This is a genomic window from Massilia sp. GCM10023247, assembly GCF_042653325.1.
GTDB lineage: Bacteria > Pseudomonadota > Gammaproteobacteria > Burkholderiales > Burkholderiaceae_D > Telluria.
The window spans coordinates 111,132-123,126 of record NZ_JBHSIB010000011.1 but is presented as its reverse complement, the minus strand read 5'-3'; the positions used below and the strand labels follow the sequence as shown (position 1 = coordinate 123,126).

The following is an 11,995-nucleotide window of genomic DNA, read 5'->3' as shown; positions in this document are numbered from 1 at the left end:
GTGCCGTCTCGCGCGCTCAGCGCATCGCATCCTTCAGTTTGGCGTAACCGCTGCGGCTCACGGGAACCCGCTTGCCATCCTTCAGCACCGCGCACCAGCTGTCCCTGGTCGGCGCTTCGATACGCTCGATCGCACCCACGTTGACGATATACGAGCGGTGCACGCGCAGGAAGGCTGCCGGGTCGAGCCCTTCCTCGAGTTCGGCCATGCGCCCGTTCTTCAGGTGGGTGCGCCCCCCGGCGCTGATCTGCACGTAATCGTCCTGGGCTTCGATCCAGTCGATGCTGGCGCTCGGCACCACATGCACGCGCGCGCCATCGCGCACCAGGATGCGTTCGAGGGGTCCGTGGCGGCGCGCCGCGCTCCGGGCCACCTCCTGCACCGCCTGGGCCGGGGCGGCGCGCGCCGCCACGTTCGCCAGCGCCTGGGCCAGCCGCTCGCGGCTGAAGGGTTTCAGTAGGTAGTCGAGCGCGCGCACCTCGAAGGCCTTGAGCGCGTACTGGTCGTAGGCCGTGACGAACACGTAATGCGTGCGCGTTCCGGCCAGTTCCACCACCTCGAAGCCGTCCAGCTTCGGCATCTGGATGTCGAGGAAGACCAGGTCCGGCTCCAGCTCGCCGATCGCCTTGACGGCCTCGAAGCCGTTCGCGCATTCGGCGACGATCTCGATGCCGGGATGGGCAAGCAGGTATTCGCGCAGCAGCGCGCGCGCCAGGAATTCGTCGTCGACGAGGATGACACGCATCGTCAGGTCTCCATCACGGGTTCGGTTTCGACGGGCAGCGCCAGCTCCACCCGGAAGCTGGCGCCGGCGTGGGTCCAGAACACGCTGGCCTCGTGCGCATAGGTCGCCGCCAGGCGCTGGCGCACGTTCGCCAGGCCGATCCCGCAGCCCGGCGCCAAGCCCGCGGCGCCCTCCTCGTCGGCATCGTTCTCGACCCGGATACGCAGCAGCCTGCCGTCGCGCCCGGCGACGATGCGCAAGCTGCCGCCCTCGATCCGGTTGCCGATGCCGTGCTTGACCGCGTTCTCGACCAGCGGCTGCAGCAGCATCGGCGGCAGCAGGCAGGCGCCGGCGTCACGCGCCACTTCTTCTTCGAAGCGCAAGCGCGCGCCGAAGCGCACCCCTTCGATGGCGAGGAAGGCGCGCACCAGGGCCAGTTCCTCGGCCAGCGGCACCTTGCGCTGGGCGTCCATGCCGAGGCTGCGCCGGAAGAAATCCGACAACTGCAGGGTCATGGCGCGCGCGCCGGCCGGATCGATCGAGGTCAGTGCGCTGATCGAATTGAGGCTGTTAAACAGGAAGTGGGGATCGATCTGGGTGCGCAGCATGCGCAGCTCGGCGTCCTGCGCGGCCAGCTTCATCTCCAGCTCGCGCCGCTCGAACAAGCGCGCCCGTTCGAATTCCAGCGCCAGGTAGTGCGCCACCGCCGTCAGCCCGTACAGGATGACGCCGAGGCCGAACATCAGGGCCGCGAAAGGCCGCGTCATGCCCGGCATGCCGGCGACGGTCCCTCCCAGCAGCTCGCCCCAGCCGTTGCCGGCCGCCGTCCACAGCGCGCCGGCGCACACCGCGGTACAGGCGAACACGCCCAGCACCGCCGGCAAGGGTTTGCTTGCCAGCGGATAGGCGCGGCAAAGGTAATACGCGGAAAAGCCGCTCGCGCAGCCGTACAGGAGCGTAAGCGGCACGGCGAACAGCAGGCTGGCGCTCCAGGGAGCGTCGGCCGCGGCATTCATCAGGCCGGCCAGCAGGCTGCCCAGCAGCAGCCAGGCCGCCAGGTACAGGACCGTGCTGCGCCGGGTGCCGGGCGCGCCGTACATCAGTTACGTACCTCCACGCCGCCCATGATCGCGTAGCCCCGGATCACCAGGCGCTTGCTGGAGTCCGGCGGGCTGACGGTCTTTTCCTCGAAACCGCCCATGATCGGCGTGCCCTGCAGGATGATGGTCCAATCCGGCGGACACTTGATCGTCACGCCGCCCCAGAAGGCGAACACGTTGATGACGGCTTCGCCGCGGATCGAGGCGCCGCGCATGTCGAGGGTGCAGCCCCCCATTACCGCCGTCACCTCGCCGCCGCGGAAATCCTGGCTGTGCACGCGCCGCTCGAAGCCCCCGAGGATGGCGGTCACGTCCACCGTCGCCGTGTCGTCGGCCCCGGTCATCCGGTCCTTGTCGTCGACGACGGCGATGCCGGCCCGCGCCGCCGGCGAACCGGTCATGGCGCGGTACACCACCATCGCGCCGACCGCGATCAGTACCAGCGGCCAGAACGCGCGCCACGAAAAATCGATGATGCCGAGGCGGTTCAGGATCATCGCGGTGCCGATGCCGATGCCCGCCAGGCCGACCAGGTAACCGTTCGGCGAATTGGTATCGAGCAGCTTGGCGACGCCGGCAAAGATGAAGACCAGCGGCCAGAAAGCGAGCGCCTGGCGGACCTCGATGATGTCGAGGTTATCGAGCAGGAACAGCAGGCCGATGGCGATCACCAGCACGCCCATCAGCACCTGGCTGGTGACGACGCGGTCTGAGCGGCGCGCCTCGCGCCTGGCCTGGCGCACGGCGCGGCGCGCCTCGCGGCCCTCGTCGATACTGTCCTTATGCATGGTCGTTCTCCTTCGATGGCGGAAAGCGGCGCTTGACCGCGGGAGCGATGATCATCTGCAGCCCTGCCATCAGCAGGAACAAGGGCCAGCTGTTGCGGAAGGTCAGGCCCAGGAAGCCTTCGAACACCGCGAACAGCCACAGGCCTATAAAGACGGTCCACAGCCCAGTGGAAAATTCCTTCGCGCTCGGGTAGCCGATGGTCTGGTTGATACCGGCCGCGACGATGAGCAGCGGCCAATAATGCCACAGGCTGCGCACGTCGACGAGGTCCATGCGGTCGAGCAGGAAGGCGAGGCCGACGGCCATCAAGACCAGTCCCCACATGATCTGCTTGCGCGCTGCGTAACTGCTTTCGGTACTCATTTGCGCCCTCCGTGTTGTGATGTGAATACGATAGCCCGGTGCGCGCGCCATGAAAAGCGGCTTTCGGCCAACGGCGGGATGCGGGCGGTGAATGACGGAGGATTCGGTGGACGGCGCTGGCGGCGGGTCAATGGCGTTGGGAAAAAAAAAGCCCGCCTCATCGGAGGCGGGCTTTTCTGGATGCCGGGGGAAGATCAGGCGGCCGCTGCGGACAGGCTCATCGGCGGCTGGTTCTTGACCTGGTTGCGGTACTTGGCGCGCGCCGCAGCCTGCTTGACCGCTTCGCGTGCGATGTTGGCGCGGCGGATCTCGAGACGTTCGTCCTTGCCGCGATGCTGGGCTTCATGTTTGTTACCGATACGCTTGGTCATGTGCTTCTCCTCTGTTGAAACGGGTGGTCCGGACCGCGGGCTGGGAACAGTACCCTAGGAACGCTCGCTGGCGACTTTGAGTTCCGCCGGCATCAGCATCCCCCAGCCAAGCTGGCGGCGGATTTCCTCGGGCGTCGGCGGCGGCTTCGGATCGCGCGACCGGCGCGCGAGGTATTCGCGAACCAGGTGCTTCGGGGGATTCTTGGTCGTGGCAGACATCGGGCCTCCGCTTCCGGATCGTGTAGGCCGCCGCCGGTGGCGACGGCCGGGAATGTGGTGCCGATCCTCGAGGCGACCGGCTAACCTGTTGAGATATTTGGCCGGCCTGCAGAACGAATTCGCTGGCGCCTCACTCACACGGCTTCATCATAACGAAGGCACGCGAACCGTACCGTTAGGTGACGCACACTTGCACGCGGATGAGCTGCCGCCGCATTGTAGGACTGGTCATACAGGAATAAAAAAGGGGAGCCGAAGCTCCCCTTTTCATCATGCCTTGCAGCCTATCAGAACTTGTACTTCAGGTTCAGGTAGAACTGGCGGCCGCTGACGTCCAGCTTCTGCTGCTCTTCTTCGCTGTAGCGATAGTAAGCGCGCTTGACGTTGGTCAGGTTGGTCGCGTCGAAGCTCAGGATCATGTTCGGCGTGATGTTGTAGCTAGCGTTGAAGGCCAGCGTCGTCACCGGAGCGGCCATGGTCGGCGCGGTCGGCATCGCAACACCGTTGATCACGGACATGCCCTGGCTGTTTGCGGTCGGCGACGGTGCGGTCGTCGAGTTCACGTACTCGCCACGGTAGTTCGACACTAGGCGTGCCGACAGCTTGTCGTTCTCGAAGTAGACACCGAGGTTGCCGGCCCACTCGGAAGCGCCCACCATCGGACGGCCGTCGTCGACCTTGGTCTTGGCGCGGCTGACGTTCGAGGTGAAGCCGAACGGCGACGAGCCGAATGGCTGCTCGTACGACAGTTCCAGACCGCTGATCTTCGCGCCCTGCTGCGACGAGGTATTGATGAAGAAGGTCTTCACCGTCTGGTCACGCGGGTCGGTCAGGTCGATGGTCGAGGTGCCGACCGTGCCGGTCTTCACGTAGCCGTCGATCTTCGAGTGGAAGGCATTGACGGTCACGGCCGAACGCGGCGCGAAGAACCAGCTCCACGACAGGTCGACGTTGTCCGAGGTCAGTGGACGCAGGTCCGGATTCGGGCCGGTCACCTTGCAGCCGCCGGCGTCGCAGCCCGGGGTGCCGAAGCCGCTGCCGATCACGTTGTAGTTCTGGCGGCCGATGGTGCGGCTGGCGCCGAAACGGGCGATCATGTCCTTCGAGATCTCGTAGCGCAGGTTCAGGCTCGGCAGCGCGTTCTTGAAGACCTTGTGCGTCGGGGTCTTGTAGTACATGGTGCCCGACAGCGGATTGAACGGCTGGTTGTCGTAGTAGGCAACGGCGTCGCCCGCGGTCGTGATCGCGCCCGGGTAGGCGGCGCACGGCACAGGCGTCTTGCCCGGTTCGGTACGCAGGCAGGTGCGCGGGTTCGGGATCGGGGTCGAGATCTGGGCGTCGACCACGGTACGCACGTAGCGCACGCCGACGTTACCCGACCAGCGATCGCCTTCCAGGTTGGCCATCAGGTAGCCCGAGCTCTGGCGCTCGCGCATGTCGATCTCGGAGCTGACGCGGCGTTCCCACGCTGCGCTGGTTTCCTTGGTGTTGGCGGTGATGTAGTCCTTCAGCGCCTGCGACGTGTAGGTAAAGCCGGTGTTGTCCCAGTAACCGCCGCCCAGGCCGTTGCCGAAGTCGCCAGGATACGGCTGCCAGCCTTCGGTCGGGGTTGGGGTCGACTGGATCAGCTTGCCGGTGGTGGCGTCGTAGGTGTAGCTCAGCGGAGTACGGAACGCAGGGCCGAAGCGGCCGCTGAAACGCTTGTGGTCGGCATGGCGGATGCCGGCTTCCAGCGATTGCACGAAGCCGCGGTCGAGCTTGTACTCGAGGTCGAACTGGCCGCTCGCTTCCTTGTCGGTGGTCTTGATGCCCGAGGCCGTACGGCCGACGATCATGTAGCCGCTGCCGTCCGGGTTGATGCCCGGCTGGTTCTGGCCCGCGCCGTGGTATTTCACGTACGGCGCGTCATGCAGTCCGCCGAGGGCATACGAGACGCCAGTGCCGTAGCGGGCGAAGGTCGTGCCCTGGTCGCGGTCGGTCTTGCCGGTGCCGCGGGTAACCGAGAACAGGGTCTTGACGGTCAGGTCCTGGTTGACGCGGTACTTGCCGTCCAGGTCGAGGAAGGAGCTGGTCGCCTGTGCGCCGTCGCGGTAGAAGCCTTCCGAGTTGCCGACGTACTGGGGCGTGGTGCCGTCCGGGTACACGACGTCGGCGGCTTTCAGCACTTTCAGCTCGTGGCCGTACATCGTGCGCTCGGTAACGATCACCGGGTTGCGGATCTGGGCGTAGACGCGCTGGCCGTTCGAGAAGGTGTTGAAGGCGGCGGCAGTGGTGCCACCCAGCGGTTCGTTCTTACCGAGCAGCATCGAGTACATGGCACCCGAGGTCAGGCGGCCATTGTTGTTCGCGTTCATCTGCGAATGGAAGCCGGTCATGGTGACGTCGAGGTCCTGGTTCGGCTTGAACTGCATCGAGATCATGCCGCCCTTGCGGTCGCGCACGGATTCGACGAATTCCGAGCTCATCGAGCCTGGCATGCGCACACCGTTCAGGTCGGACGCCTTGTAGCCGGTGCCGGCCAGCGAGGCATCGGTAATGCCGAGCATGGTCGAGGTGTTGATCACGTCCCAGCCGCTGCTGGTGCCGTAGGCGAAACGCGACACCGAGTCACGGCGCACATAGCGCTTCTCGGCGAAGCCCTGGGCGATGACGCCGAAGGTGCCCGCTTCGTTCTTCCAGGTGACCGAGGCGTTCAGGTCAGGGGCGGCCTTGCCCGGCAGCTCGGCATAGCTGGCGCCGGCGCTGATCATGCCCGACAGGCGCTCTTTCTGCGACAGCGGCTTGCGGGTGGTGACGTTGATGGTGCCGGCCAGGCCGCCATCGACGATGTTGGCTTGCGAGGTCTTGTATACCAGGGCCTGGTTCAGGACCGACGACGGCATCAGCGACAGGCTGGTCGAACGCGAGCTCGAGCCCTGGTCGGCAACGTACCAGTCGCCGCCGGAAACGCTGTGGCCGTTGAACAGGATCAGCGACATGTCCGGGTTGGTGCCGCGCATCGACACTTTTTCCGCTTCGTCGTAGTCGGTACGCACGGCAACGCCGGCGAGGCGCTGCAGCGAGTCGGCCAGGTTCTTGTCCGGCATCTTGCCCACGTCTTCGGCCGTGATGACCTCGACGTTGGCGGTGGCGTTCTTCTTGACGTTGAGCGACTTCGCCATCGAGGCGCGGATACCCTTCACCTCGACGGTCTGCATCTGCGCTTCGGCGTCCGTGGTCTGTGCCATGACCGGCAGCGCGGTCAGGCTCCACACGGCCATCGATACGGCAGCCGCCAGCGGCTTCTGTTTGAACATTTATCTCTCTCCTGGATATAGGTATGGGTCGTGCAAGCGGCAGGCAGCCCCTGCCATCGTCGTAGTATTGGCGAAAAGCAAATAATTTGAAAATGACTTGTGTTCCCTCGGTCATAACTTGAAGGAATGTTCGAGCACGGCACGGCGGTTATGGCTGCGCGACAAATTTTCATTGTCAAAACGGCGCTGCTCGCGTTAGCGTCTCGCCAACCAATAAAGGAGACCCCACCCCATGCGTCACGTCCCTCTCGCCCTGCTGCTGGGCGCCCTCGCCGGCTGCGCCACGCAGCCGGTCGTCCAACCGGCCGTCCAGCCGCCCGTCCAGCCGGTCGCGGCGAGCGTGCCGGCGGCGCCGGCCGCCATCGAGACCATCCTGCAAAAACAGGTCTACCAGATGACCCCGGTCGAGGCGGGGCGCTACGTCGCCTGGCAGCACCAGGCCGAGCCCGACCTGCGCAAGCGCATCGCCGCGATCGGCCGCAAGAACCTGGGCCAGCCCTACCTGCTCAACCTGCTGGGCGAATTCCCCTTCGAGGTGCATGACAACTTGCCGCTCTTTAGCCTTGAGCGCAGCGACTGCGTCGTTTTTGCGGAACACACGTATGCGATGGCCCTGTCGCGCTCGTGGGAAGAATTCTTCTGGATGCTGCAACGCATCCGCTACCGCGACGGCGTGATCGGCGTCGCCACCCGCAACCACTACACGGAGATGGACTGGAACGTGGCCAACCGCTGGCTGGTCACCGACATCAGCGCCGAGCTCGCGGGCACCGAGGGCCCCGGCTACGACATGCGAGTCGACCGCGCGCGCTTCCTGAAGACGCGCCACAACACCGAAACCAGCATTCCGGTAGAGACCAGCCGCCAGGCCTTCGTGCCGAAAGAGCGGGTCGCGGCCGTCGCGGCCCGGCTCCAGGAAGGCGATTTCGTGAATGTCATCTCGACCCGCGACGGCGAACACTGGGCCTCCCACGTCGGCCTGGTGGTGCTCGGGCCGGACGGCGAACGCCGCTTCCTGCACTCGCAGGAGCCGCAGGTGCGCGAAGAGAGCTTCGACTCCTTCATCGCGCGCGCGGCCGAACGCGAGGCGCGCAACGCCAAGGCCGGCAAGAACGGCCAGCGCCTGGCGGGATTCAAGTTCCTGCGCCTGAACGAGAACATCGTGGTGCCCCCGATGGCGCCCCAGCCCCGCCCCGCAAGCTGACATCGCCCCGCCGGCACGCACCGCCGCGTGCGTGCCGTTTCCCGCCCCTCCTCCTCCCCCAGCAGGCTGCTGTCCGGCATTGCCGCTTCCGTGCGTGACCTGAACGCCACCGGGCCGTCGCGCCGGCCACGGACGCCTCCGCCCTTCCGCATTCCCGCTTCCTTCGCCTGGACGATGTCTGATCGGTCGCGCCCCGCCACGCGCCGCAGCGTTACGCTCATTATTTCCAATAGTAAATTTATTTTGTTCCCAACGGAAATCTATTGATGCCAAAACATCGATTTATTTCTTAATTACATTTCTTCTATTAAATGAATCTGTGGTTCCGTTTTAATTCGGAATTCCCGGTTGAGCAGGGTCAAACTCATCATTCAGTAGCCCACTGATAATAAACTTACTCAGCAACAGCAAGTCTAATCGTCGCCGGTTTTTTATTTATCAGGTAAATATTTCCAAGGGAATTTATTTCCCGTTTTATTTTGTTTCTGTTTTATCTCATTTCCTTTTTGCGCATCGTCTTTATCGCTTCTCCTGCAACCCACCTGACGAGTCACGCGATCACCATGCCCACACTATCCGCCCGAGTACTGAGCCAGTTTTGCGCTGGAATGGTATCGATGCATCGCAATGCCAAAATAGCGCTGATGGTCGCGATCGACCTGGTGGCACTGCCCTTGTGTTTTCTGATCGCAATGCTATTGCGTTTCGGCGATATAAAGCTTGCTGCCAATTATGGTCCAGCCTCTTATATCATCGTGGCCCTGGTGACGGTAGCGGCGTTATCGATGTCCGACCTGTATCGCGCCGTGATTCGCTTTATCGACGGGCGCCTGCTAAGCGCCACCGGATTTGCGCTCGGCATTGCCGTATTGTGTGCGTATGTCGTGCTATTTGCGATTAACGACGCCATGTTTCCGCGCAGTGCGCTCGCCATTTACTGGTTTATCGTTTTTTCCTATGTCGTCACGTCGCGCATCGGCATGCGCAATTTCCTGCGCAGCCACAGCGCCCGGCGTCCGGCTTCCGATGCCGTCGCCATCTACGGTGCCGGCGAAGCGGGCGCGAAGCTGGCGCAAACGATGCGCAACAGCGACGAGTACCGCCCGGTCTGCTTTTTCGACGACAAGCGCGCGCTGAACGACCGCACCATCGCCGGGCTGCGCGTCTTCCACACCGACCGCCTGGCCGACCTGGTCGCGGCCCATGGCATCCGTACCGTGGTCGTCGCCGTCCCCGGCATGCCGGCCGAACGCCTGCGCGACATCATGCAGCGCCTGGCCGGTGCCGGCGTCACCACCAAGATCCTCAGCCGGCTGGTCGACCTGGCCGACGACCGGGCCCGGCCGCGCGACTCGATCCGCGAGCTGAAATTCGAAGACCTCCTCGGCCGGCCTCCGGTTCCGCCCCGGCTCGACCTGTTCGCCCGTTGCGTACGCGGCAAGACCGTGTTCGTGACCGGCGCCGGCGGCTCCATTGGCAGCGAACTGTGCCGCCAGATCGTCACTCTCGGGCCGAGCCGGCTGCACCTGCTCGACCATTCCGAATACGCGCTCTACACGATTCGCCAGGAACTCGTCACCCGCTTTCCCGACCTGCGCATCGACGCCCACCTCGGTTCGGTGTGCAACGCCGACCTGCTCGAACGGATCCTGTCCGACGGCCATGTGGACACCGTCTACCATGCCGCCGCCTACAAGCACGTGCCGCTGGTCGAGTCGAACATCGTCGAGGGCCTGCGCAACAACGTGCTCGGCGCCCAGGTCGTGGCAACGGCCTGCGCCGCCCACGAAGTCGAGACCTGCGTGCTCATTTCGAGCGACAAGGCGGTGCGCCCGACCAACATCATGGGCGCCAGCAAGCGTATCGCCGAGCTGATCTTCCAGGCCGCGGCAGCCAGGCACGCCACCAAGACCACCTTCTGCATGGTCCGCTTCGGCAACGTACTCGGCTCCTCCGGCTCGGTCATTCCCCTGTTCCAGCGCCAGATCGCGCGCGGCGGGCCGCTGACGATCACCCATCCGGAAGTGTCGCGCTACTTCATGCTCATACCCGAGGCCGCCCAGCTCGTGATCCAGGCCGGCGCCATGGCCAAGGGCGGCGACGTGTTCGTGCTCGACATGGGCGAACCGGTGCGCATCGTCGAGCTGGCCCGCACGCTGCTCGCCATGTCGGGCCTGACCGAGAGGACGCCGCAGAACCCGGACGGCGACATCGAGGTCAAGTTCGTCGGCCTGTTTCCGGGCGAAAAACTGCACGAGGAACTGCTGACCGACGGCACCGTCTTCCCCAGCGAGCATCCCCGCATCATGCGCATGAAGGAAAACGCGCTGCGTCCCAGCGTGCTCGAAACCTGCATCACCTGCCTGATGATGGCTTGCGAAACCCACGAGCGCGCCATGATCGAATCGATGGTCAAGGCCATCGTCAGCGAGTACACGCCGCAACTGCCGAGCGCCGCTCCCGCCCAGGTACCCGAGCCCGAACCAGCCCGGCTCAGCCTCATTAATAAATTCGTGCCGTTCCGAATCTAAGCGGCCCTCCGTAGCACCTACACCACCTTCACCCCACTGTTGGCGAGGATACACATGCGCGACGAACACCAATCGGCCCACCTGCAGCAGCTCACTGCCAAACTGCGCGACCGCACGGCGGTCATCGGCATCATCGGACTCGGCTATGTCGGCCTCCCCCTCACGCTGCGCTATGCGGACGCAGGCTTCCGGGTGCTGGGGATCGACATCGACACGGCCAAGGTCGACAAGCTCAACCGCGGCCAGAGCTATATCGAGCACATCCCGAGCAGCGCGATCGATGCCGCCCGCGCCGGCGGCTTCGAAGCGACCGCCGATTTCACGCGCGCCGGCGAGCCCGACGCGCTCATCATCTGCGTGCCGACGCCACTCAACGCCTACCGCGAGCCGGACCTGTCCTTCGTGCTCGATACCACCGACGCCCTGCTGCCCTTCGTGCGCCCCGGCCAGCTGGTCTCGCTCGAGAGCACCACCTATCCGGGCACCACCGAGGAAGAACTGCGTCCGCGCCTGGAGTCGCGCGGCCTGGTGGTCGGGCGCGAGGTCTTCCTCGTGTTTTCCCCGGAGCGCGAAGACCCGGGCAATCCGCATTTCGACACCCGCACCATCCCGAAGGTGTGCGGCGGCAGCACCGCGGCCTGCCTCGAAGCCGGCGTCGCCCTGTATGGCGCGGCGATCGACCGTGTCGTCCCGGTCAGCTCGACCCGGGCGGCCGAGCTGACCAAGCTGCTCGAAAACATCCACCGCGCAGTGAACATCGGCCTGGTCAACGAAATGAAGATCATTGCCGACAAGATGGAAATCGACATCCACGAAGTCATCCGCGCAGCGGCCACCAAACCCTTCGGTTTCACCCCGTACTACCCGGGGCCCGGGCTGGGCGGGCACTGCATCCCGATCGACCCGTTCTACCTCACCTGGAAGGCGCGCCAGTACGGCGTGCACACCCGCTTCATCGAACTGGCCGGCCAGATCAACAGCGACATGCCGCACTGGGTGATCGGCAAGGTGACCGACGCGCTCAACCAGCGCGGGCGCTCGGTGATGGGCAGCCGCGTCCTGGTGCTGGGCATCGCCTACAAGAAGGACGTCGAGGACATGCGCGAATCGCCCTCGGTCGAACTGATGGAGATCCTGCGCGACAAGGGCGCCCAGGTCGACTATTCGGACCCGCACGTTCCCGTCTTCCCGCGCATGCGCGAGCACCGCTTCGAGCTCTCGAGCGTGACCCTGACGCCCGAGGCGCTCGCCTCCTATGACCTGGTACTGCTGGCCACCAGCCACAGCGCTTTCGACTACGACATGATCCGCCGCTACGCCAACCTGATCGTCGACACCCGCGGCGTGTACCTCGAACGCCTGCCGCACGTCGTCAAGGCCTGAGTTCGTTCACCGGAG

General features: G+C 64.8%; 10 protein-coding genes. 3 read left to right on the top strand and 7 right to left on the bottom strand.

Translation table 11 applies throughout. The features are described 5' to 3' along the window. Positions 1-16: 16 nt before the first annotated feature. From ACFPAH_RS10955 to ACFPAH_RS10925, 7 genes are all read right to left on the bottom strand, one after another. Positions 17-745: a LytR/AlgR family response regulator transcription factor gene (locus ACFPAH_RS10955; protein WP_379744635.1), complete on the bottom strand. Its 729-nt coding sequence runs from the start codon at positions 743-745 to the stop codon at positions 17-19. Between the two features lie 2 nt (positions 746-747). Continuing rightward, a complete protein-coding gene (locus ACFPAH_RS10950) occupies positions 748-1,824 on the bottom strand; it encodes a sensor histidine kinase (RefSeq protein WP_379744632.1) in 1,077 nt (358 codons plus the stop codon). Further along, on the bottom strand, positions 1,824-2,612 hold the full coding sequence (locus ACFPAH_RS10945) for a LiaI-LiaF-like domain-containing protein (protein ID WP_379744629.1): 789 nt from the start codon (positions 2,610-2,612) through the stop codon (positions 1,824-1,826). The genes ACFPAH_RS10950 and ACFPAH_RS10945 overlap by 1 nt, the downstream gene beginning before the upstream one ends. Next, positions 2,605-2,976 (bottom strand): LiaF transmembrane domain-containing protein, encoded by a 372-nt coding sequence (locus ACFPAH_RS10940; protein WP_379744626.1) that lies wholly within the window; start codon positions 2,974-2,976, stop codon positions 2,605-2,607. The genes ACFPAH_RS10945 and ACFPAH_RS10940 overlap by 8 nt, the downstream gene beginning before the upstream one ends. Before the next feature lie 194 nt (positions 2,977-3,170). Continuing rightward, positions 3,171-3,347 carry a hypothetical protein gene (locus ACFPAH_RS10935; protein WP_379744623.1) on the bottom strand — a complete coding sequence of 59 codons (177 nt, stop codon included), beginning with the start codon at positions 3,345-3,347 and terminating at the stop codon, positions 3,171-3,173. 54 nt (positions 3,348-3,401) lie between these two features. Then, positions 3,402-3,566: a hypothetical protein gene (locus ACFPAH_RS10930; protein ID WP_379744620.1), complete on the bottom strand. Its 165-nt coding sequence runs from the start codon at positions 3,564-3,566 to the stop codon at positions 3,402-3,404. Positions 3,567-3,853: 287 nt separating this feature from the next. Continuing rightward, positions 3,854-6,862, bottom strand: a complete 3,009-nt coding sequence (locus tag ACFPAH_RS10925; RefSeq protein ID WP_379744617.1) for a TonB-dependent receptor — start codon at positions 6,860-6,862, stop codon at positions 3,854-3,856. A 232-nt stretch (positions 6,863-7,094) separates the two neighbouring features. On the opposite strand from ACFPAH_RS10925, the gene ACFPAH_RS10920 reads away from it, so the two are divergent. The 3 genes from ACFPAH_RS10920 (at position 7,095) to ACFPAH_RS10910 (ending at position 11,980) form a co-directional block, all read left to right on the top strand. Then, entirely contained in the window at positions 7,095-8,066 is a 972-nt protein-coding gene (locus ACFPAH_RS10920; protein WP_379744614.1) for an N-acetylmuramoyl-L-alanine amidase-like domain-containing protein, read from the top strand. Positions 8,067-8,851: 785 nt separating this feature from the next. After that, a complete protein-coding gene (locus ACFPAH_RS10915) occupies positions 8,852-10,597 on the top strand; it encodes a polysaccharide biosynthesis protein (RefSeq protein WP_379744611.1) in 1,746 nt (581 codons plus the stop codon). Between the two features lie 54 nt (positions 10,598-10,651). Further along, on the top strand, positions 10,652-11,980 hold the full coding sequence (locus ACFPAH_RS10910) for a nucleotide sugar dehydrogenase (protein WP_379744608.1): 1,329 nt from the start codon (positions 10,652-10,654) through the stop codon (positions 11,978-11,980). The last annotated feature ends 15 nt before the right edge of the window (positions 11,981-11,995 follow it).

Coding starts and splice junctions, on each gene's coding strand:
- ACFPAH_RS10925 (WP_379744617.1), bottom strand. CDS start 6,862: ATGTTCAAACAGAAGCCGCTGGCGGCTGCCGTATCGATGGCCGTGTGG.
- ACFPAH_RS10910 (WP_379744608.1), top strand. CDS start 10,652: ATGCGCGACGAACACCAATCGGCCCACCTGCAGCAGCTCACTGCCAAA.
- ACFPAH_RS10930 (WP_379744620.1), bottom strand. CDS start 3,566: ATGTCTGCCACGACCAAGAATCCCCCGAAGCACCTGGTTCGCGAATAC.
- ACFPAH_RS10915 (WP_379744611.1), top strand. CDS start 8,852: ATGTCCGACCTGTATCGCGCCGTGATTCGCTTTATCGACGGGCGCCTG.
- ACFPAH_RS10955 (WP_379744635.1), bottom strand. CDS start 745: ATGCGTGTCATCCTCGTCGACGACGAATTCCTGGCGCGCGCGCTGCTG.
- ACFPAH_RS10935 (WP_379744623.1), bottom strand. CDS start 3,347: ATGACCAAGCGTATCGGTAACAAACATGAAGCCCAGCATCGCGGCAAG.
- ACFPAH_RS10940 (WP_379744626.1), bottom strand. CDS start 2,976: ATGAGTACCGAAAGCAGTTACGCAGCGCGCAAGCAGATCATGTGGGGA.
- ACFPAH_RS10920 (WP_379744614.1), top strand. CDS start 7,095: ATGCGTCACGTCCCTCTCGCCCTGCTGCTGGGCGCCCTCGCCGGCTGC.
- ACFPAH_RS10950 (WP_379744632.1), bottom strand. CDS start 1,824: ATGTACGGCGCGCCCGGCACCCGGCGCAGCACGGTCCTGTACCTGGCG.
- ACFPAH_RS10945 (WP_379744629.1), bottom strand. CDS start 2,612: ATGCATAAGGACAGTATCGACGAGGGCCGCGAGGCGCGCCGCGCCGTG.